Annotated in this window: 22 protein-coding genes; 16 read left to right on the top strand and 6 right to left on the bottom strand. The window is 34.4% G+C overall.

Going from position 1 to position 20,411, the window contains the following annotated elements:
* The first annotated feature begins 2 nt into the window (after positions 1-2).
* The 5 genes from ACFSJT_RS05020 (at position 3) to ACFSJT_RS05000 (ending at position 5,597) form a co-directional block, all read left to right on the top strand.
* Positions 3-1,007 (top strand): vWA domain-containing protein, encoded by a 1,005-nt coding sequence (locus tag ACFSJT_RS05020; RefSeq protein ID WP_378319125.1) that lies wholly within the window; start codon positions 3-5, stop codon positions 1,005-1,007.
* A 102-nt stretch (positions 1,008-1,109) separates the two neighbouring features.
* Positions 1,110-2,144: a VWA domain-containing protein gene (locus tag ACFSJT_RS05015; protein ID WP_378319124.1), complete on the top strand. Its 1,035-nt coding sequence runs from the start codon at positions 1,110-1,112 to the stop codon at positions 2,142-2,144.
* Complete coding sequence (locus ACFSJT_RS05010) at positions 2,134-3,012, top strand: tetratricopeptide repeat protein (RefSeq protein WP_378319123.1); 879 nt, start codon at positions 2,134-2,136, stop codon at positions 3,010-3,012. The genes ACFSJT_RS05015 and ACFSJT_RS05010 overlap by 11 nt, the downstream gene beginning before the upstream one ends.
* Before the next feature lie 55 nt (positions 3,013-3,067).
* On the top strand, positions 3,068-4,834 hold the full coding sequence (locus ACFSJT_RS05005; RefSeq protein WP_378319122.1) for a BatD family protein: 1,767 nt from the start codon (positions 3,068-3,070) through the stop codon (positions 4,832-4,834).
* A gap of 13 nt (positions 4,835-4,847) precedes the next feature.
* Positions 4,848-5,597: a tetratricopeptide repeat protein gene (locus ACFSJT_RS05000; protein ID WP_378319121.1), complete on the top strand. Its 750-nt coding sequence runs from the start codon at positions 4,848-4,850 to the stop codon at positions 5,595-5,597.
* A gap of 3 nt (positions 5,598-5,600) precedes the next feature.
* Here the strand turns inward: ACFSJT_RS05000 and ACFSJT_RS04995 are convergent, their stop codons facing one another.
* Positions 5,601-6,806: a DUF418 domain-containing protein gene (locus tag ACFSJT_RS04995; RefSeq protein WP_378319120.1), complete on the bottom strand. Its 1,206-nt coding sequence runs from the start codon at positions 6,804-6,806 to the stop codon at positions 5,601-5,603.
* A gap of 186 nt (positions 6,807-6,992) precedes the next feature.
* On the opposite strand from ACFSJT_RS04995, the gene ACFSJT_RS04990 reads away from it, so the two are divergent.
* The 4 genes from ACFSJT_RS04990 (at position 6,993) to ACFSJT_RS04975 (ending at position 11,757) form a co-directional block, all read left to right on the top strand.
* A complete protein-coding gene (locus ACFSJT_RS04990) occupies positions 6,993-7,313 on the top strand; it encodes a hypothetical protein (RefSeq protein WP_378319119.1) in 321 nt (106 codons plus the stop codon).
* A 146-nt stretch (positions 7,314-7,459) separates the two neighbouring features.
* Entirely contained in the window at positions 7,460-9,040 is a 1,581-nt protein-coding gene (locus ACFSJT_RS04985) for a SulP family inorganic anion transporter (protein WP_378319542.1), read from the top strand.
* Positions 9,041-9,141: 101 nt separating this feature from the next.
* Positions 9,142-9,771, top strand: a complete 630-nt coding sequence (locus ACFSJT_RS04980; protein ID WP_378319118.1) for a carbonic anhydrase family protein — start codon at positions 9,142-9,144, stop codon at positions 9,769-9,771.
* Positions 9,772-9,888: 117 nt separating this feature from the next.
* Positions 9,889-11,757: a SulP family inorganic anion transporter gene (locus tag ACFSJT_RS04975; RefSeq protein WP_378319117.1), complete on the top strand. Its 1,869-nt coding sequence runs from the start codon at positions 9,889-9,891 to the stop codon at positions 11,755-11,757.
* A gap of 22 nt (positions 11,758-11,779) precedes the next feature.
* Here ACFSJT_RS04975 and ACFSJT_RS04970 read toward each other — a convergent pair whose 3' ends face one another.
* Complete coding sequence (locus tag ACFSJT_RS04970) at positions 11,780-12,298, bottom strand: CvpA family protein (RefSeq protein WP_378319116.1); 519 nt, start codon at positions 12,296-12,298, stop codon at positions 11,780-11,782.
* Between the two features lie 204 nt (positions 12,299-12,502).
* On the opposite strand from ACFSJT_RS04970, the gene ACFSJT_RS04965 reads away from it, so the two are divergent.
* From ACFSJT_RS04965 to ACFSJT_RS04940, 6 genes are all read left to right on the top strand, one after another.
* Positions 12,503-12,745, top strand: coding sequence for a hypothetical protein (locus tag ACFSJT_RS04965; RefSeq protein WP_378319115.1), 243 nt, complete (start codon positions 12,503-12,505; stop codon positions 12,743-12,745).
* Between the two features lie 5 nt (positions 12,746-12,750).
* Complete coding sequence (locus ACFSJT_RS04960) at positions 12,751-13,041, top strand: hypothetical protein (protein WP_378319114.1); 291 nt, start codon at positions 12,751-12,753, stop codon at positions 13,039-13,041.
* A 166-nt stretch (positions 13,042-13,207) separates the two neighbouring features.
* On the top strand, positions 13,208-13,753 hold the full coding sequence (locus ACFSJT_RS04955; protein ID WP_378319113.1) for a fasciclin domain-containing protein: 546 nt from the start codon (positions 13,208-13,210) through the stop codon (positions 13,751-13,753).
* 237 nt (positions 13,754-13,990) lie between these two features.
* Positions 13,991-14,347, top strand: coding sequence for a hypothetical protein (locus ACFSJT_RS04950; protein ID WP_378319112.1), 357 nt, complete (start codon positions 13,991-13,993; stop codon positions 14,345-14,347).
* A gap of 399 nt (positions 14,348-14,746) precedes the next feature.
* Entirely contained in the window at positions 14,747-15,766 is a 1,020-nt protein-coding gene (pheS, locus tag ACFSJT_RS04945; protein ID WP_378319111.1) for a phenylalanine--tRNA ligase subunit alpha, read from the top strand.
* A gap of 97 nt (positions 15,767-15,863) precedes the next feature.
* Positions 15,864-16,259: a hypothetical protein gene (locus tag ACFSJT_RS04940; RefSeq protein ID WP_378319110.1), complete on the top strand. Its 396-nt coding sequence runs from the start codon at positions 15,864-15,866 to the stop codon at positions 16,257-16,259.
* Between the two features lie 15 nt (positions 16,260-16,274).
* On the opposite strand, the gene ACFSJT_RS04935 is transcribed toward ACFSJT_RS04940, so the two are convergent.
* Both ACFSJT_RS04935 and ACFSJT_RS04930 read right to left on the bottom strand, forming a co-directional pair.
* Positions 16,275-16,697: a hypothetical protein gene (locus tag ACFSJT_RS04935; RefSeq protein ID WP_378319109.1), complete on the bottom strand. Its 423-nt coding sequence runs from the start codon at positions 16,695-16,697 to the stop codon at positions 16,275-16,277.
* Between the two features lie 149 nt (positions 16,698-16,846).
* On the bottom strand, positions 16,847-17,050 hold the full coding sequence (locus tag ACFSJT_RS04930) for an energy transducer TonB (RefSeq protein ID WP_378319108.1): 204 nt from the start codon (positions 17,048-17,050) through the stop codon (positions 16,847-16,849).
* Positions 17,051-17,276: 226 nt separating this feature from the next.
* On the opposite strand from ACFSJT_RS04930, the gene ACFSJT_RS04925 reads away from it, so the two are divergent.
* The gene (locus ACFSJT_RS04925; protein WP_378319107.1) at positions 17,277-17,750 is read left to right on the top strand and encodes a hypothetical protein; all 474 of its coding nucleotides are present in this window, start codon (positions 17,277-17,279) and stop codon (positions 17,748-17,750) included.
* Between the two features lie 187 nt (positions 17,751-17,937).
* On the opposite strand, the gene ACFSJT_RS04920 is transcribed toward ACFSJT_RS04925, so the two are convergent.
* Both ACFSJT_RS04920 and trpS read right to left on the bottom strand, forming a co-directional pair.
* Positions 17,938-18,669 (bottom strand): DUF6261 family protein, encoded by a 732-nt coding sequence (locus ACFSJT_RS04920; protein ID WP_378319106.1) that lies wholly within the window; start codon positions 18,667-18,669, stop codon positions 17,938-17,940.
* Positions 18,670-19,335: 666 nt separating this feature from the next.
* Positions 19,336-20,304, bottom strand: a complete 969-nt coding sequence (gene trpS / locus ACFSJT_RS04915; protein WP_378319105.1) for a tryptophan--tRNA ligase — start codon at positions 20,302-20,304, stop codon at positions 19,336-19,338.
* Positions 20,305-20,411: the final 107 nt, after the last annotated feature.

Raw genomic sequence — 20,411 nt, 5'->3', positions numbered from 1 at the left:
CCATGTTTGAAAATTTTACATTTGAGAACCCACAGTTTTTCTGGTTATTTTTAATACTACCACTGGCAATTGCATGGTTTATCTGGAAACGTAATAAGCAGCAAGCTGAATTAAAAATATCTAGTATCAAAGGGTTTAAAGCTTCAGGAAGCCTACTTGCCAAGCTAAAGCCTATTTTGTTTGTTCTCAGGCTTGCAGCTATGTCATTAATCATTACTGCCTTGGCCAGACCAAGAACAGTAGACGTTTCTACCAAAACTAAGACTACCAGAGGTATAGATATTGTAATGGCAATCGATGTTTCGGCAAGTATGCTGGCAAAAGACCTTAGACCTAATCGATTGGAAGCACTAAAGGATGTTGCAGCAGAGTTTGTAAAAGGCAGACCAAATGACCGTATTGGTTTGGTTATTTATGCCGGAGAGAGTTTTACCAAAACACCTATAACCAGTGATAAGTCTATCGTCCTTAGCAGTATGAAGGATGTGAAATATGATAATGTTCTGGAAAACGGTACCGCTATCGGAATGGGATTGGCTACTTCGGTTAATAGACTTAAAGACAGTAAAGCTAAAAGCAAGGTCATCATTTTACTTACCGATGGTTCTAATAATGCAGGATTCATCGATCCAAAAATTGCTTCAGAATTAGCAGTTGAATATGGCATCAAGACCTACACGATTGGTTTAGGAACTAATGGAATGGCATTGGCCCCCGTGGCATTGCTTCCTAATGGATCTTTTCAATATGGCAGAGTTCAGGTAGAAATCGACGAAGATTTACTTAAAGAAATAGCAAAAGCTACCGGAGGCAAGTATTTTAGAGCAACAAATAACAAAAAATTAGAACAGATATATCAAGAAATTGATAAATTGGAAAAGACAGATATCGAAGAGTTTAAATTCTATAATTACGAAGAGAAATTCAGATCCTTGGTATTGTTGGCCGGATTGTTAATTTTTATGGAGTTTTTATTACGGTATACTGTGTTTAGAAGTTTTATTTAAAAATTTGAAAAAAGGAATCATCATACTAGGGAGTTCAAGAAGTAACTGGGACAATTTCATTGAAAAACTATGTACTGACTACTAAAAACTATGGACTAATACATGTACTTATTAGAAGAAAAAATATATTTTTGGTTGCTATTGGGTATCCCAATACTTATACTACTCTTTTTGGGAGTTTTGATATGGAAAAAAACCACACAAAAGAAATTTGCAGATGCTTCGTTGCTTAAAAAATTAAGTCCAAATCAGTCTGTTTTTAAATCGATCTTAAAGATTATTGTGATTAGTCTTGCTTTGGCATGTTTTGTTTTGGCCCTGGTTAATCCCAAGGTAGGCACCAAACTAGAAACGGTAAAACGCGAAGGAGTCGATGTGGTTTTTGCGATAGATGTCTCCAAAAGTATGTTGGCAGAAGATATAGCACCTAATAGATTAGAAAAATCTAAGCAGCTTATTACACAGATTATTAATAATCTGGCGAGTGACAGAATAGGTATTATTGCCTATGCTGGTAGTGCATTCCCACAATTACCTATTACTACCGATTACGCTTCTGGAAAAATGTTCTTACAGGCGATGAATACCGATATGCTTTCTTCGCAAGGTACGGCAATTTATGAGGCGATAGAGTTGGCAAAAACCTATTATAACGACGAGGAGCAAACCAATAGAGTATTATTTTTGGTAAGTGATGGCGAAGATCATGAAGGAAATGTAAAAACCATAGCCGAAGAAGCTTCAAAAGAAGGAATCAAGATATTTACCATCGGGGTAGGATCTGAAAAAGGAGCACCAATTCCCATTAAAAGGAATGGAATTGTTCAGAGTTACAAAAAAGATAATCAAGGCAATACAGTAATTACCAAGTTAAATATGACAACTTTACAGGAAATTGCCAAAGAAGCAAATGGCACGTACATTGATGGTAAAAATACAGCCAATGTAGTGGAAGAAGTCACAACGATTCTTCAGAACATGGATAAGAAGGAATTTGAAGCTAAGCAATTTGCAGATTTTAAAGACCAATTTCAGTGGTTTCTTGGAGCAGGATTGTTGTTACTATTTTTGGATATTTTCTTGTTAGAGAGAAAAACATCCTGGGTCAAAAAACTAAATCTGTTTAATGAACAGTAAAATGAAAAAATACGTAGTTATCATAATTTGTTTTCAATTTGGGATGATCTTTTCACAGGAAAAGCAACTTGAAGAAGCCGCCAAAGAAGCAAAACAATATATAGCTCAAGGAAACGAATTGTTGACCGATCATGGAAATTTTCCTAAAGCGGAAGGCGAGTACAGAAAAGCTATTGCTACAAATCCTGTGAGTCCGATAGCTAAATATAATTTAGCAAATGCTTATTATGGTTCTGAAAAATATGATGAAGCGACTTTACGTTATACAGAAGCTACAAAGGCAACAAATGCAACTAAGTCAGAAAAACATAAGGCGTTTCATAATCAAGGGAACACCTATATGGAACAAAAAAAATATAAAGAAGCAGTTGAAGCTTATAAAAATGCGTTAAGAAACAATCCAAAAGACGACGAAACCAGATATAATCTGGCGTTGGCAAAAAAGATGTTAGAACAGCAACAGCAACAGAACGATCAGGACCAGGATCAAAAAGATCAAAACCAGGATCAGCAGGATCAGGATCAAAAAGAAGATGACAAGGATCAAAAGGACGGTGATGATAAAGAAGAGAAGAAAGGTGACGATGGAGATAATAAAGATGATCAAAAGGATCAAGGAGATCAGGGAGAAGATGAAAAAGATGAACCTAAGGATGATCAAAAAAATAAAGGAGATCAGGGAGAAGATGAAAAAGATGAGCAAGGAGAGCCTAAAGAGCAGCAACCTCAAAGGCCTCAAGGTCAATTATCTCCTCAACAAGTAAAAAGCCTACTTGAGGCAATGAATAACGAAGAAAAAAAGGTGCAGGATAAGATTAATGCAAAAAAAGCGCAGGGGTCCAAAGTGAAAACTGAAAAAGATTGGTAACACTTTTGCAACCTTACTTTCAATGCTATTGAAGGTTTAAATGAAAGAGAATAAGATGAAACTAAAACTAATTTTTCTAACAGTAGTTCTGGCGATAAGTCAGCTTACCTTAGCACAAGTTAAATTTGAGGCCAAAGTAAGTAAGAATAAGCTAGGAATTAACGAAAGGTTACGCATAGATTTTGAAATGAACAAGGATGGCGACAACTTTACCCCTCCTTCGTTCTCGGGATTTACAGTAGTTGGTGGGCCAAACCAATCTATTAGTAACTCCTGGATTAATGGGAAAAGATCCTATGCTAAAACATTTAGTTATTTCTTAGAACCCACAAAAAGAGGAAAATTTACGATAAAACAAGCTACGATAGAGATAGATGGTCAGACCTACAAAACACTACCTGTCACTGTAGAGGTAACAGGGGCGGTTGATAAACCAAAAGATGGCAACGATACTGATTTTCTGGCCAGTGAGAATTTACATTTGGTTGCTGAAGTTTCTAAAGCTGATCCTTACCTCAATGAGGCAATCACAGTAGTTTATAAACTCTATGTCAGTCCACGGATTAGTGTAAGTAATTGGAGAGAATTGGATAGCCCAAAATATAGTGATTTCTGGAGCCAGGCTATTGATATGAAACAGCTCAAGATCGAAAATGGCCAATATAACGGAGAACCTTATCGCTTTGTAGTGCTTCGTAAAACCGTATTGTATCCTCAAAAAACAGGAAAATTGAATATAGAACCACTTACATTGACTGTTTCTGTAGATGTTCCAACCAAAAGAAGGGATATTTTTGGTGGTAGACTGTATTCAACTGTTAATAAAACGGTGGCCGCGGGTAACAGAACCATAAATGTAAAGCCTTTACCTGAGAAAGGTAAGCCCGATGACTTTTCTGGTGCTGTAGGGTCATTCGATTTTGAAGTTACTGTTAATAAAACCACCTTGGATGCTACTGAGTCTCTTGACGCAAAAGTGTTAGTTTCTGGTAACGGTAATTTAAAATTGTTTGATCTGCCCAAATTAACTGTTCCAAATGGTTTAGAACAATACGAACCTGAGCATAATGAAAGAGTAAGAACAAATTTAACAGGGATGGGTGGAAATATATCCGACACCTACACCTTAGTACCGCAATATAAAGGTAAATATCCAATACCTTCGATTTCATTTACGTATTTTGATCTAAAGACCGAAACCTATAAGCGAATTACTTCTGACGAGATTATTATCAATGTTAAAACGGGTCCTGATGGAGGAGATGTTGTTACTACGAATGAGTCTGTAGTAAGAGGTAAAAAACCAGTGACACAAACCGGCAATCAATTTAGGTTTTTGAAGTTGAATGCAAATTTACAACCCATTCAAAAAGATCATTTTTTTAAATCTACAACGTTCTGGGTGTCTCTAACAGCTCCTTTGCTGGCGATACCCTTGTTTTTATTCTTCGGAAAAAGGAGAGAACAACGATTGAGTGATGTGAGCGGGAACAGAGTGCGTAAAGCAGATAAACTGGCTCGAAAATATTTGTCTGAAGCCAAGAAAAATTTAGGCAATCAGAAAGAATTTTATATAGCAATGGAAAGAGCTCTGCATAATTATCTAAAGGCAAAGTTACACATTCAAACAAGTGAAATGAGTAAAGATCGTATACAACGATTACTAAAAGAGCGCGAGGTAGATGATACTGTAGCTATAGAGTTTATTGCTTTATTAGAAAGCTGTGAGTTTGCCAGGTATACCCCATCTTCTAGCTCTGCAATGCAACAGGACTATGATAAAGCGTCTAGAGTTATTGCGACTATGGATAAACAATTATAAAATTGCGAAAAAAGTGAAAAGAGCATTTGAAATATTTATTTTTTTGATAGTGGCTATGGCTTTTTCACAGGATGAAGAAGCATTTCAGAGGGGAAATTCGCTGTATAATCAAGAAAAATATCAGGAAGCTATAGATGCTTACAAATCTGTTTTGGATGCTGGCAAAGAATCAGCATCATTGTATTACAATTTAGGGAATGCCCACTATAAACTTACCAATATTGGTCCAAGTATTTACTACTATGAAAAGGCATTAAAGTTGGCACCCAACGATAATGATATCAAAAATAACCTAATCTTTGCCCAAAACGCTACAATCGATGCGATCGATGTAATTCCAGAAGGTATTGTCTCCAGAATATTTAATAGACTTACTAATGCAATCACCTATGATAACTGGGCTTGGTTTTCAGTGATATGCGTGATATTGTTTGTTGTACTTTTTATATTGTATTATACCGCGCATGTTTCCTCAAGAAAAAGATTGTTTTTTGTTGGATCCTGGTTGGTTCTGTTTTTTGGTTTGTTTGGGTTATTTTTTGCATTTAGACAATACGATACCATTAAAAAGAATCAGTTTGCTATCATTTTTGCACAAGAAACCACAATAAAGAGCGAACCAAATTTGCGTAGTGAAGAAGTATTTCAACTTCATGAAGGAACTAAGGTACAAGTAACAGAAACCATAAATAATTGGAAAAAGATTAAACTTGCCGATGGCAAAATTGGTTGGATTCCTGCAACAGATCTAAGAGAGCTGTAATTGTCATTTTTTAAATGATTGTAGTTTGCCCAGAGTAGCGCTTCTCCATAACCATTCTAACGGGCCATATCTAAAATGGATGAGCCAAATTTTGCTAAATATGGTTTGAAAAGCGATTAAAATTATAGCGATAACAAAAAGAAAAGAAGTTTGGATTTTTCCTAGAAAACCAAGACCCCATCCAAACAGTATTGAGGTACCAATAATTGATTGAAAGATGTAATTTGTAAGCGCCATTCTTCCGTATGGAGCAAAAAAGGATAAATATTTTCCTCCCCGATTTTTCATGTAAATCAAGATAAAACCACATAGAATAATGGCAGTAAGCGCCATGTTAGACCAGTCGTAGGCATTAATACCCAGTACATGTATCCAGCTTTTAAAATCAACAGGTTGAGGTGCCAAAGCAAATAAACCTCCGGTGATTAATAAAGCAATGATAAAAAACACTAATGCTCTAATTAGCCATCTTTTTATCATAGGGATATTGTTTTCAACATTTTGAAACAACCCTATTTTACCAAGCCATAAACCAATTAGAAAGTATCCATAAGTTAAATAGAATCTTCCAAAAAAGCTAATTTGAAAATCCATTTTTTGTAGCATTCCCTGGCCGGCATTCGCGATAAATACATCCGTTATGTTTCCTTCTTTAAGTGTATTAATGTACGAAGTGTTCAATTCACTATTAAAATCCATAAAAGATGAAAAACCAAAAGCGCTTTCTGTACCTAATATCATGTAAGAAATAAATCTTGGAATACTAAGTAAAAAACATCCCGATATGAGTATCACCCATTTGTTATTTATCTTGTAAAAAGGAATAAGAAAAGGTGCCAAGAGGGCATAGATCGTTAAAATATCTCCTTTATAGAAAATTTGATGTATGTATCCGATGATAAAAAGCAAAAATACCCTCCAGAGAAAACGACCTGCAAAATTTTGTCCTCGATTTGCTGCAGATTCCATTTGAATAAAGAAGCTCAAACCAAATAAAATGGAGAATAAAGCAAAAAACTTACCCATGATAAAAAATCCAATAATACCACTTAAAATATTATCAAAAGTGCCATTCGTAACTTCCATTAAGTTGTCTGTAGGAGCTGAAGCTATATATTGTTCGGTCATATGCACTAGTGCTACACCTGCAAGTGCAAAACCTCTTAGGGCATCTATAATTACTATTCTATTTGGTATACTAGTTTTCAATACGATTAAAATACCGCTTTAATTAATTATTAAACAAAGAACAGATTATTTTAGTATATTTTTGATATATAAGAAAAGTTCTGAAAATAATCTAAAAGCCTAACAAATTATTAAATAGATTTACAATTCGTTTAACAAATTATGAAAGTAATACTGTTATTTTAGCTACCTTAGCCTTTCTAAATGATGATAAAGTTATACATAGCAAAGTACTTGATTGTTTTGGGATTTCTTCTAAATATCTCAAATTACGGTCTTGTTTTGATTAATTTTTACAATGATGACAATCAGACCTCTATTGCTATTGAAGAATCTGAAAGTTCTGAACAAAAAGAAAAAGAAAGCTCAGAAAAGGAAGACCTCAAAGAAAAAGATAAGATTTCTCAGAATAACGATGATAGAGTTTCTTCATTAATAGATTCAGTGGATAGCTTTTATCCTGATCTATTTAACCCCAATTCTTCGGTATATCTTGAAAAGAATACACCTCCACCAGAATTTTCATAGTACATCTTTAGTCATTTGATTCGAAAAGTGGTCCTTATTTTGCAAAAGAAGATATTCCTTTTTTCTAATCTTTTTCAAATCTATTTTATCAAATTGTTCTTAATCCTAAGTATAGGGAAGAACGACAAATTTTTATAACTATGAACATTTTTAAGAATTTAAAAAATGATTTACCAGCAAGTATTGTAGTGTTTTTTGTAGCATTACCTCTATGTTTGGGGATTGCTTTGGCAAGTGGAGCACCTCTTTTTTCAGGATTAATTGCTGGGATCGTAGGAGGAATTATTGTGGGGGCCTTAAGTGGTTCTCAAATTGGTGTAAGTGGACCTGCGGCAGGTTTGGCAGCTATAGTATTAAGTTCTATTGCTGCACTGGGAGGTTACGAAAATTTCTTGGTTGCTGTAGTACTCGGCGGTATTATCCAGTTGATTTTTGGAGTATTAAAAGCCGGTATTATCGGATATTATTTCCCATCCTCAGTAATTAAAGGAATGCTTACAGGTATCGGAATTATAATCATTCTAAAACAAATTCCGCATTTTTTTGGATATGATGTCGATCCAGAAGGGGATTTTGCTTTCATTCAGGTAGATGGAGAAAACACCTTTTCAGAAATCATCAATTCGATTAACTTTATAAGCCCTGGTGCTACTATCATTGCAATTATAGGTCTCGGCATATTAATCTTATGGGATAAAGTATTGACAAAAAAAGCTAGAATTTTTCAATTAATACAAGGGCCATTAGTTGCAGTTGTAGTAGGAATTCTTTTTTATGTTTTTACCAAAGATCATGAGAACCTGGCAATCTCGCAAGATCACTTGGTTAGTGTGCCCATACCAGGAGATTTGTCTTCGTTCTTAGGACAGTTTAGTTTTCCTAATTTTGCTGTTATAGGTCGAACAGATGTCTGGGTAACGGCCTTCACTATTGCCCTAGTAGCAAGTTTGGAAACACTCTTATGTGTTGAAGCGACAGATAAATTAGATCCCGAAAAACATGTGACACCTACGAACAGAGAGTTGTTGGCACAGGGAACGGGAAATATCATTTCTGGAATGATTGGAGGGTTACCAATTACACAAGTAATAGTAAGAAGCTCTGCAAATATTCAGTCTGGCGGGAAAAGCAAAATGTCTGCAATCATCCATGGTTTCTTTCTTTTAATTTCGGTGATTTTAATACCTAGATTATTAAATATGATACCGCTATCGGTTTTAGCGTCAGTTTTGCTTATTGTAGGATATAAATTAGCGAAACCAGCATTATTCAAACAAATGTATACACTTGGATGGAAACAGTTTCTACCCTTTACGGTAACTGTTGTTGGGATTGTTTTTACAGATCTTTTAGTAGGAATTGGTCTGGGTCTTTTGGTAGGAATTGCTGTTATTCTTTTAAAAAGCTACCAAAATTCTCACTTCCTTCATATAGAAGATGTTAGTAATGGCAAACATAGAGTAAAGATGACTTTAGCAGAAGAAGTTACCTTTTTTAACAAAGGGGCTATCCTTAAGGAGCTTGATCAATTACCAGAAGATACTTATCTTACATTAGACGTTAGAAAAACAAGATATCTGGATAATGATATTATCGAAATTCTGGAGGATTTTTCAGAAAAAGCAAAAAACAAGCATATAGATATTAAATTGATCTCAGAAAGAGGGGAGATTGAAAATCCCAGCAGTTTTATACAATTTTTTAAACTAAGGCCAAAGACGACATAAAATTTTAAGAAATAAAACGAGAAGGTCTAAATAATGTTTTTCGTATCAATCGCTTATTTAGGAATTCTTTTTACAATATAAATAACAACACATAAAAACAGATGAAAGCGCATACCAAAGAAACACAAGCGGCAATAACCCCACAAATGGCAGTTCAACTTCTAAAAGAGGGGAATGAAAGATTTCTGAAGAATAAAAAAGCCGGTAGAGATCTTCTAGAGCAAGTAAGTGAAACAAAAAGTGGACAATTTCCCTTTGCTACGATTTTAAGTTGTATTGATTCGAGAGTGTCGTCAGAATTGATTTTTGATCAGGGAATAGGAGATGTTTTTAGTGCAAGAGTTGCGGGAAATTTTGTAAACGAAGATATTTTAGGGAGTATGGAGTTCGCTTGTAAATTAGCAGGGACCAAATTAGTGCTGGTTTTGGGTCATACTAGCTGCGGTGCGATCAAAGGAGCTTGTGATGATGCGCAATTGGGGAATCTTACTGCCCTTATTAGTAAAATTAAACCCGCTGTTGCGGCCGTTAAAGAACCTACTGATACAACATTACGAAATTCAAAAAATATAGATTTTGTGAATGAGGTTGCCATAAAGAACGTACACATGACGATTGATAATATTAGAAAAGAAAGCGAAGTACTTCGAGAAATGGAAGATCGTGGTGATATATTGATTCTTGGAGGCATGTATGATATAAACGATGGAAAAGTCACCATTTTCGAATAAAAGTTAATCATAAACTTTTCCCAAAAAAGCACCATCACGATTATAGTGATGGTGCTTTTTTGTGTTATTTCTCAATAGTTTTACTATTATTGTTATTCAAGAAAATTAGGGTATCGTATGAAAGGTTTTTTTAGCAATCTTAGAGGAGATACTTTTGGTGGCTTAACTGCAGGAATTGTTGCATTACCATTGGCATTAGCTTTTGGGGTTTCTTCTGGGCTAGGACCAAGTGCTGGATTATATGGTGCAATTTTTATTAGTTTTTTTGCTGCTCTTTTTGGAGGAACCAATACTCAGATTTCCGGACCCACAGCACCAATGACAGCGGTAAGCATGCTAGTGATTGCTGGTTTAATAGGTGCGAATAATGGAGACGTAAATAAAGCATTACCCGCAATTTTAACAGTGTTCCTTCTGGCAGGTTTGATGCAAATCGGTTTAGGGGCAGTTGGTATTGGAAAATACATTAGATATATTCCTTATCCGGTAGTGTCTGGTTTTATGACCGCTATCGGGGTGATGATTTTAGTCACTCAATTTTTGCCGGCATTGGGATATTATCCTAAAGAGGACGATGAATACGTAGAAAGATTTAAACCAGAAGCCGAGGAGGTAATTCTCGATAAAATCCTTAAAGAGGAAGCAGGAGAGGGGATTCTTGTCTTAGAAGATTTCAAAGAAACTATCAAAAGAGCAGAAAATATTTCGGAAGAAGAAATTAGACTAGAGGCCGTAACACTCGCCCAAAGTAATGCATCTGGGGTTGTAGGAGCAATAAAAAGTCTTCCCAGAGCGATAAAGAATATAAATTATTTAGAACTTATTCTTTGTGTCTTTACTATAGTGATAATTTACGGATTTAAAAGAATAACTACTGCTGTTCCGAGCACATTGGTGGCATTGCTGGTTGTATCTGGAGCAGCGTATGGTTTTGGATTACAATACAGGCCTATCGAAGAAATTCCGAGTGGATTTCCCATACCTAATTTGACGATAATTACTGATTTCAGTTTAGTGGCCATTACACCTTACATTTTCACAGCATTATCACTTGCTTTTTTGGGTGCCATAGACTCTTTATTGACTTCAGTAGTTGCAGATAATATGACCAAGACTAGACACAACCCAAACAAAGAGTTGGTGGGGCAGGGAATTGGAAATAGTATTGCCGCGTTTTTTGGTGGAATCCCCGGGGCAGGAGCAACTATTAGAACAGTGGTGAATATTAATGCTGGAGGTAAAACAAGATTGTCGGGTATGATAGCAGGGATTCTATTACTTGTCGTTTTATTAGCCTTGGGACCCATCGCGTCTCAAATTCCTGCCGCTGTGCTTGCGGGTATTTTAATTACTGTTGGGATTGGAGTAATGGACTATAGAGGGTTGAAAGCTATCCCGAGTATGCCTAAAATAGAGGTTCTTATTATGTTTCTCGTTCTAGTACTTTCTGTGGTATGGGATTTGGTATATGCGGTTGGTATAGGTTTGGTTTTAGCATCTTTAACGTTCATGAAAAAAATGGGAGATGTTACCGCTAGTGAGTCTCGGATAGAATCTTATCAGGGTCTTGAGAATAATATTTCAAATCAATTATGGAAAGATGAGCGTAGTTTTCCAAAAGAACTTAAAGAAGAAATTTTTATAAAACACCTTAACGGGCCGGTATTTTTTGGATCGACTAGCGAATTACAACAACTAGCAAAGCAAATACCCGACTCAGCCACGCATGTTATTCTAAGAATGGATCGAGTACCTTATATGGATCAATCTGGAGTGTATACGCTCGAAGAAATCATTCTGGGACTAGAACAAAAAGGAATTAAAACTCATATTGTTGGCATTCAAAAACAACCCTTATACCTTGCAAAGAGTATCGATATCATCCCCGATCTTGTGCCTGAAGATTGCGTGTTTGATGATTTTGAATCTAGTATTGAATATTTAAAAAGCGTAGTAGAAGATGTACCTGATGCAGATCAAGTTTAATTCTTTTTAGAGCATCTACAGATTATTTTTTTGATGAGTTTTCTTTTAATACAGGGAGTACAGCTGGAGCAATTCTACTTACTGGATGATATAGCAGGGAAGAATCTAGTGTTTCCTGTTTGATGATGGTGATATTACTATTTACAGCATTGATAAATATAATAATTACGCTGGCAATAAATCCCATTTTTAGAATTCCGAAAGCACCACCAAGAATTTTATTTAGGATTCCTAAAGCTGCGTAATCTGCAATTTTCGTTAACAACTTGCCGGCCAAAGAGACTAATATAACCACGACAATAAAGGTCAAAGCAAAAGCTGTTAATTTCATAGCTCCTTCAGACCAATCTACATATTGCCTTACAAAACTTGCTGCAAAATGAGAAAAGTGGACAGCGATATAAATTCCTACAATAAGTGCAACTAAAGAAGCTAAGGAAGCAAATAATCCTTTGCTAAGGCCTTTTATCATTCCCCATAATAAAAGTATCCCTAGAATAACATCAATGTAATTCATTAATCCAATGGTAATTGTTTTCAAATATAATTCATCAAAAAATCATTTTACAAAAATTCGTAGACTATTATTCATTATGGCTCAAAATTAACCAATCAAGAAAGTTTAATTTTACAGGCTTTGTTGCACTTCAATGTTTTTTATCAAATTAATTGACTTCATCATCTTGTAGTCGTTCTTTTCAAATTAATTATATATATTTAACATACAATATATATAAAACATATGATGAGAAAAATTATAGATATAGACGATCAAATAATACCTAAATTAAAACTGATTGCTGCAATAGAGAACTCTAGCGTAAAAAAGGTAATGGAAAATGCAATTATCTGGTATATTGAGCATAAGAAACAAGAACAGATAAATAGTATGTCTTTGGTGCAGAAAGAAGACTTGGGCTTATTGCTTTTGATGCAACAAGCAAATCCATCCTTGTTAGTGGATGAGGAAGAATTATTTGAATCCTAATCGCGATGGAAGTAAAAATTTCCAGTCAATTTGCTTCAGATTTCAAAATGGTGAATGATGTTTCATTGCACGAAAAGGTAAAAAATGTTTTAAGAACTATAAAAAGGGCTCAGGGTGTAGATCAAGTTCCTCATTTAAGAAATATAAAAGGAAATAATTCTGCTTATAAAATAGGAGTTGGGTTTTATTATCTGGTCGGAGTCTTAACTTCTGAAAAAGAAATGATATTTCTAAGGTTTTTGCACAGAGATCAGGTGCTGGATACGATAAATAAAAGTAACTCCCAACGCCACTAGTAAATCCTATTTTTTGAACAGCTTATAAAGTGTAAGTGTATTGTTTTTAACGTGTTAAACGTTAATTTTTTTTTAAAATACAGATTGCGTTCCTTTTTAAAGCTATCGAGCAAAAATCATTCTCGCATCAGTTTTAATTTAGTTATCTAACTTTAAAATTAATACTATGAAAACTAAACATTTTGGTATAGTACCGCTTTTTATAGCTTTACTATTCATCAATTTTAGTGTGAAAGCACAATCAGACCTAGAAATTCTTGGCAAAGTAGAAAACACAAAGCTTTTTACTACAGCAGAATTGGTTCAAATGGATAGGAACTTATCAAATTTTGCGGTTTTACTTAGATTGTCTGGATTAGAAAAATCTTTAAACTATGCTAATGGGCATACATTATTAGTGCCAACCAACGAGGCACTTAACAAGATGTCTATTGATAAATTTGCAGAATTAACCAACCCAAAGAATAAAACAAAGTTGATGCAATTCATTAAATATCATTTTATTGCCAAGAAAGTTACCAAATGGGAGATGAAGGATAATGACATTATTGACGAAGCCGGGACACAAAAAGAAATCAGATTGTCTAATAATGGGGATATTGTTTATGTAGGGGGTGCCCAAATTATTACTCCAGCTATAGAAGCATCAAATGGACTAATGTACGTAGTAAATAATACGGTTACACCAAGTAGTGATATTGTGTTAGATTAAGCAATATTTTAATTAGTTAAATTGAGACAAAAGGGATATCTAAGCATCGTTAGATATCCCTTTTTTGATTTAAAAATCTACAAGTTTCCTTTGTACGTAGCATTATTTTAAATGAAATTTAGATTCGGGATCTCTGGTTTTTAGTATTTTTGTTGATTCAAAAGAGTATCAATATAAATAATCACAAACAACTTAGAATCCGTTCGAAATTTTTTAAAAACGGATTCAAAAACTTATATGGCCAGAGACGAAAAATTAAAAGAACGCTGGGGAAACCTGGTTCAAAAATTATCAGATCAATTTGCTGAGGATGATGATTTGGACCTTGACGGAATCATTTACCTTATCGGAGTTCAAGAATTAGGACAGATACACCGCCGATTCAAAAAAGATGAAAAATTAGATCTGATGCATATCGCAATTTGTAGATTGCTTGAGCCTTATGGATATTATGAGTTTGATTATTTTGATGATGATGGTTGGCCACATTATAAAGTAAAAGAACAATTACCCAACCTTAAGTCTGGTGAGCAAACGATCTTGATGAAAGAAGCCATCGTCAATTATTTTCTGATAAGCCAGTATATAGAATAACCTAAAGTTATGATTATTGAAATTTGTAGCTGTGAATGCAGAGATTTTGGGATTTCTTCCAGCCTCTAATTTCTTAACATTAAGAACTTCAAACTTGTCTAAATCTGGTTTTTTTCTATTTAGAATCACTTCTTTAAAAAGCATGTTTAAATCAATAATATCTGTTAATAACTCATCATCGTAGCTGTTTTGAGTTTTCTTTGGCAGTTGGTTTTAAAAGCCTTGATAAAAATTTGGAAACTGATCTTTTGTTGATGGGAACATATTGGTTATGGCATCTTTTTGGAAGATTCTTTGCCTTCTTTTTGATGCAGTATTTATATCAAGATAATATTCAATTTGAAAAGACTTCGATTTACTGAAATTGCGTAAATTTGCCATTCTATTAAGAAAATAGTGATGATTGATAAGATTAAAGAGTACATAGCCGAGGTTGATGCTTTCAAGGCCAAAACAAAAGAAGAAGTTGAAACATTCAGGATCAAATTTTCTGGTAAAAAAGGGTTAATCAATGAGTTCTTTGCAGAATTTAAAAACATTGCAAATGATCAGAAAAAAGAATTTGGTCAGGCTATCAATGCACTCAAAATAGCTGCAGACGAAAAAGTAAAGTCTCTTAAAGATGAATTAGAATCCAAAGAAGAAGAAAATGGAATTTACGGCGATCTTACACGTCCTGCAGAACCTATAGCATTAGGATCTCGTCATCCAATCTCTTTGGTAAAAAATCAAATTATCGATATTTTCTCTCGCATAGGATTTAACGTAAGTGAAGGACCCGAGATTGAAGATGATTGGCATAACTTTACGGCACTTAATCTACCAGAATATCACCCTGCACGAGATATGCAGGATACCTTTTTCATACAAACCGATCCAGATATTTTATTACGCACCCATACTTCATCAGTACAGGTTCGATATATGGAAAATAATCAACCGCCTATTAGAACCATTTCTCCAGGCAGGGTATATCGTAATGAAGCCATTTCGGCAAGATCACATTGCTTTTTTCACCAGGTTGAAGGACTATATATCGATAAGGATGTTTCGTTTGCAGATCTTAAGCAAACTTTGCAATACTTTACTACAGAGATGTTTGGTAAATCAAAGATCAGGTTACGACCCTCTTATTTTCCGTTTACAGAGCCAAGTGCAGAGGTAGATGTATATTGGGGATTAGAAACCGAAACAGACTACAAAATGACCAAAGGAACTGGGTGGCTAGAGATTATGGGATGCGGTATGGTAGATCCAAATGTACTTAAGAATTGTAATATCGATCCAGATGAATATAGCGGTTTTGCCTTTGGGATGGGAATTGATCGTATTGCATTATTGTTATATGGTATTTCAGACATTCGCATGTTAAGTGAAAATGATGTGCGTTTCTTAGAACAGTTTAAGTCTGCTTTGTAAATTTTTCAAAAAGAAATTTTTTTATTTACATTTCATTCCAGATAGCGATGGGGATGTGCAAGGAAATAGTAAATAAATACTTTCCAAGGAATAAAATATGAAAAAAGATATAGAAATACCTATTGTCGAAGATGTATACGTAGCTGTTGTTAAAGAATGGAATAAAGAATTTTTGGCTCAAGACTGGAATTCATATATCATCAATGATCGTGACACATCTATAGAAATGGTTTTGGTAGTTACAAAAGGGTATGATGGTGAGCGCAAAACATCGTTGTTGCGACATGGTATTGGTACAATAGATGCCAAATCGTCTGCAAAAATCGAAATGCTTCAGGAAGAACTGTTGCAAATGAATAATGAATTTGCTGTTACCTTTTTTGCTGGTAATAAATTGTACGAAAAAAAATATATTTTCAGAAAAAATACAATTAACGAAAATGCTTTTCAGGATTTACCTGTAATGGATCAACGAGGGATTTTAGTTAAATAAATCGGTATTTGATCTTCAGATTTTTGATTCTACAAAATGATCAATAGAGTCAAATACATGATCTGGGTCTATAGTATCTAGTATAGAAACGATCAATTTTCCAAATCCCGAAAGTGTGTTTTCTTCTTGGTTTTTGCCTAGTACACTCGATATGGTTTCGTCTCTATGGCCAAATTTGTAGCCTTTTCTTTTAATCCATAAAAGGTTTAATATATGCTGCATAACCACATTACCCAGCTGATCTATAGAAACCGCTATTTCCAGAAAATAACCTCCTAATCCTTTTAAAAAACCCGTAAATAATCTATAAAAGAAACCGTAGAGAAAACCGATAGGGGTTGTTGTAATAAATAATACAATTGAAACAAGAAAAAGCAAAATTCCTATAAAAATATTAGTTTTTCTTTGTGTTTGTTGGTCTTTACTTGCTGTATTCATGATGTCTGAATTTAATGAAGTGGCTAAAAAACGGTAGATAAAGGTTAAGGGCAAGGCACTATATCTATGAAGATAAGAATTCTTTATCAAAGAAGCTGAAGCAACAATTGTTGCTTCGGCTTTTTTTTACATCGTTAATAAGGTTTATATTATTTTATTGCGAAAGCAATAGGTAGTGAATACATTACATTTACAGGTTCGCCGTCTTTAGTTCCTGGTTTCATAAGAGGTAAGGATTCAATTACCCTTATGGCTTCATCCTCCAACTCTTTTTGAGGTCCACGAGCTTCAATATCTGTAACTTTTCCTAATTTATTAATTTTAAATCTTGCAGCGGTATTTGTTTTGGGCAACAAAATGATGGTGAAATTATCTATTATGATGATTAACTGTTAAAACCACAAGAATTCTTAATGGTATTCTGTAAAAATTATTACGATCTATTCCATAGAAGTTAAGTTCATGAACAATCGATAAAATGCTTTTTTTTACGATGAAATACCTTTTTTATCGTTAAATATTTGTTAAAGGTAAGTTTTTCACGTACTTTTGATGCGGTTATTGCAAATATGATTTATGATGAAACTTTTACTCGTATATATTGTTCGATTTATAATGCTTAGTTTGATATTTTGTTCCTGCGGGAGTAGTGGCTCCAATACTCAGGATATCTCAATTACCGGGAAATGGAAATTGCAACAAGAATATACTAATGCAGGACAGGATACACCGCTCAAAGAATTTCCACTATCTTCTTGTGATATGCAAACAACCTTGGAGGTTTTAAATACTGGTAAATTTATCGAAAAAAATTATTATGAAGATTCCAGTATTGGTGGTGAATGTGGTAAAGATAGTCAAGATACCAAAGGTGATTGGAAAAAAAGTAATGATGGCAAGTATCTATTTTTGTATGACAAAAATAATCCCCTTAAGCTTAGAGGTTCTCTGGTTTCAATCGAAAATGGAAATCTCGTCGTTAACTGTGTCTATAACGACAGAGATTTTGGGCCTAACACAAAACTGAAGTTTATTTATGCTAGGGTACAGTAAGTGTTAATTACCCTTGTTATTATAAAAGCCTGTGCATAGCACAGGCTTTTATGTCTATTACCGGCTGTTACCTAAACAATGTGGAAATGAGGGGGGCTCACTACAACAGGCCGGCAAAAGACAATCTTACTATCAAATTAGGGATAATGATTTTTCACAAATCAAATCTCTTTAGAAAGTGACCATGTTAACTTTTTACAATTTGTTTTATTTGGTTGTTTATATTTCCTCTTTGCTCTGCTTTTATGTTATATTCTTCGGTTAATCGATTGATTTCTTTTATTACAATTTCATATTTTTTTGCTACCGTTAATACAGCATGTTTAGTAATATGACTGATTAAGATATCATAACTTTCTTTCGCCTTGTCTCTAAGATTAGTGAAGTTCATTTTGTTATCCAAAACGTCATTCTCAGGACTACGCTCTAAGTATTTTGAGTTAAAAGATTCGTTACTTTCCTTAAGTTCTTGTGCCCAGTCAATAATATCTAATGTTACAAGGGCCGCTTTTAGCATTAACGTTTTATCCCAATCTTCAGTAAGATTATGAATAGTAGTGGTTTGCGTTTGATAATCAAATTCTTTTAAGCCATATCGATCCATACTTTTAATAAGCTCTTCGCCTGCAGTACACTTTGCTATATCAAAGTGATAGGTAAATGCCTCTGCAACTGATCGTATTCCCATTATGGCAAGTTCCCTGCGCTTTTCTAATGCTTCAAGCTCTCTGGCAATGGTGTTATCCAGCTCTCTTTTATATACAGCACTTAAATGGGTGAGCTGTTTATTCAATAAAACTGCTTGAGGCAGTACCTTTAAAATTTTTGGATTGCGTTTCTGTACTATATTCTTGATATCGGTTAAGTATTGGATAAACTCGCTATTGTAGTACTTGTAGAAAGTGGGCGGTGTAAACATTCGGTTTTATACAGATTTATAGTTGTTGGCCATAGTTTTAATTTTCTAAGTAACACTCGGATAAACCTAAAAAAAAGGTTTATCCTCATGATACTCTTAGTGTCGCTAAAGAGATTTTTTATATCTCTGTTGCAACTTTTGTTTTCCCGATGCCAAACTAAAAATAAAATCGTAACGAAATTTACGGAAACCCACAGGGCATACCGGGTTTTTTTCCCCTGTTGATGGTTGGGAAGCACTACTATTGTTGAGTTTACTGCTCGATAAAAATTAATAATTTTTTTTTGTACTTTTTTAAAGAAAAAAGTCAAAAATATCGATAGGTCAATATTTATAGTAGGTCAGACAGATTTAAAAGTTGTGAAAATAGAATAGATTTGATACAAAAAAGAACGTTTTCGAGAATTTTAAGGTAAATTTTTTTAGAAAACGTCATATCAAAAGGTAGATAGGAGCATAAAGTTGTGAATTTTTGACATAGGAGACTCTTAAAGTTAACCCCTATATCAAACAAACTAGAATCAATTCTAAGATAAGAAGTGCATATTGCGATATTATATGGTGTGTTTGAAGAATAGTTAATAGCGGTGAGATTTCACCACTACGCTAGCTTTGAAACTTTAAATTTGATACTTAGGTAGTATCAATAAAATTAGTATCAACTAATTAATAACCGATTTTCTCTCGAACTCTTTTTAAAACTTCGGTAGCCACGTCAGTAGCTTTATTGGCTCCAATTGCTAAAGCTTTATCTACTTCGTTCAAATTTTCCATATAGTAATTGTAGCGTTCGCGCTCTTGTGAGAACTTTGAGATAAGCAATTCATACAATGCTTGTTTGGCATGACCGTAGCCATAGTTACCACCCAGATAATTTTTACGCATTTCAGCTTCTTGGTCTACAGTTGCAACGAGTTTGTATAAAGCAAATACGTTACAAGTGTTTGGATCTTTTGGGTCTTCCAGTGGAGTACTATCTGTTTCGATCGACATAATTTGCTTACGCAATTTCTTATCTGGCAAAAATAAATTGATAATATTTCCTTTAGACTTGCTCATCTTGCTACCATCTGTTCCGGGCACGTACATCGTTTCTTCTTGCACTTGTGCTTCTGGTAATACAAACAGTTCGTCTACCTGGGCATGTATGCGAGATGCTACATCACGAGTCATCTCTAAGTGCTGTAATTGATCCTTACCAACGGGAACAATTTCTGCATCATATAATAAAATATCTGCAGCCATTAACATGGGATACGTAAACAGTCCGGCGTTTACATCTTCTAAACGATCAGATTTATCTTTGAATGAATGCGCTAGTGTTAAACGTTGATATGGAAAAAAACAACTTAAGTACCAGCATAATTCTGTAACCTGTGGTATATCACTCTGTCTGTAGAAAACTGTTTTTTCAATATCTAATCCAAAAGCTAACCATGTAGCAGCAGTAGAGTAGGTGTTCTCTCGCAAAGTTTTAGCATCTTTTATTTGGGTAAGTGAGTGCATATCAGCAATGAACAGGAAAGACTCATTTTGCGGTTGATTTGCCATTTTGATTGCTGGAATAATAGCTCCCAGCAGGTTTCCCAAATGTGGAGTCCCGGTACTTTGTACTCCTGTTAGAATTCTGGACATAATAAATTAATCTATATTATCATTTAAATCTCGTGCTTTTGCTAAATAAAAAATATGAATCTTTAAAATTCAATTAGTTATGTAGTTTTGAGTGCGCCGTCTACAGA

The sequence above is a fragment of the Aquimarina celericrescens genome (genome assembly GCF_042682765.1).
GTDB classification, from domain to species: Bacteria; Bacteroidota; Bacteroidia; order Flavobacteriales; family Flavobacteriaceae; genus Aquimarina; species Aquimarina celericrescens.
This window is presented reverse-complemented; position numbering and strand designations above follow the sequence as displayed.

What these genes read in the sequence shown, in the direction of transcription:
- ACFSJT_RS05020 (WP_378319125.1), top strand. Translation starts at nt 3, where the DNA reads ATGTTTGAAAATTTTACATTTGAGAACCCACAGTTTTTCTGGTTATTT.
- ACFSJT_RS05015 (WP_378319124.1), top strand. Translation starts at nt 1,110, where the DNA reads ATGTACTTATTAGAAGAAAAAATATATTTTTGGTTGCTATTGGGTATC.
- ACFSJT_RS05010 (WP_378319123.1), top strand. Translation starts at nt 2,134, where the DNA reads ATGAACAGTAAAATGAAAAAATACGTAGTTATCATAATTTGTTTTCAA.
- ACFSJT_RS05005 (WP_378319122.1), top strand. Translation starts at nt 3,068, where the DNA reads ATGAAACTAAAACTAATTTTTCTAACAGTAGTTCTGGCGATAAGTCAG.
- ACFSJT_RS04990 (WP_378319119.1), top strand. Translation starts at nt 6,993, where the DNA reads ATGATAAAGTTATACATAGCAAAGTACTTGATTGTTTTGGGATTTCTT.
- ACFSJT_RS04980 (WP_378319118.1), top strand. Translation starts at nt 9,142, where the DNA reads ATGAAAGCGCATACCAAAGAAACACAAGCGGCAATAACCCCACAAATG.
- ACFSJT_RS04975 (WP_378319117.1), top strand. Translation starts at nt 9,889, where the DNA reads ATGAAAGGTTTTTTTAGCAATCTTAGAGGAGATACTTTTGGTGGCTTA.
- ACFSJT_RS04965 (WP_378319115.1), top strand. Translation starts at nt 12,503, where the DNA reads ATGAGAAAAATTATAGATATAGACGATCAAATAATACCTAAATTAAAA.
- ACFSJT_RS04960 (WP_378319114.1), top strand. Translation starts at nt 12,751, where the DNA reads ATGGAAGTAAAAATTTCCAGTCAATTTGCTTCAGATTTCAAAATGGTG.
- ACFSJT_RS04955 (WP_378319113.1), top strand. Translation starts at nt 13,208, where the DNA reads ATGAAAACTAAACATTTTGGTATAGTACCGCTTTTTATAGCTTTACTA.
- ACFSJT_RS04950 (WP_378319112.1), top strand. Translation starts at nt 13,991, where the DNA reads ATGGCCAGAGACGAAAAATTAAAAGAACGCTGGGGAAACCTGGTTCAA.
- pheS (WP_378319111.1), top strand. Translation starts at nt 14,747, where the DNA reads ATGATTGATAAGATTAAAGAGTACATAGCCGAGGTTGATGCTTTCAAG.
- ACFSJT_RS04940 (WP_378319110.1), top strand. Translation starts at nt 15,864, where the DNA reads ATGAAAAAAGATATAGAAATACCTATTGTCGAAGATGTATACGTAGCT.
- ACFSJT_RS04935 (WP_378319109.1), bottom strand. Translation starts at nt 16,697, where the DNA reads ATGAATACAGCAAGTAAAGACCAACAAACACAAAGAAAAACTAATATT.
- ACFSJT_RS04925 (WP_378319107.1), top strand. Translation starts at nt 17,277, where the DNA reads ATGAAACTTTTACTCGTATATATTGTTCGATTTATAATGCTTAGTTTG.
- ACFSJT_RS04920 (WP_378319106.1), bottom strand. Translation starts at nt 18,669, where the DNA reads ATGTTTACACCGCCCACTTTCTACAAGTACTACAATAGCGAGTTTATC.
- trpS (WP_378319105.1), bottom strand. Translation starts at nt 20,304, where the DNA reads ATGTCCAGAATTCTAACAGGAGTACAAAGTACCGGGACTCCACATTTG.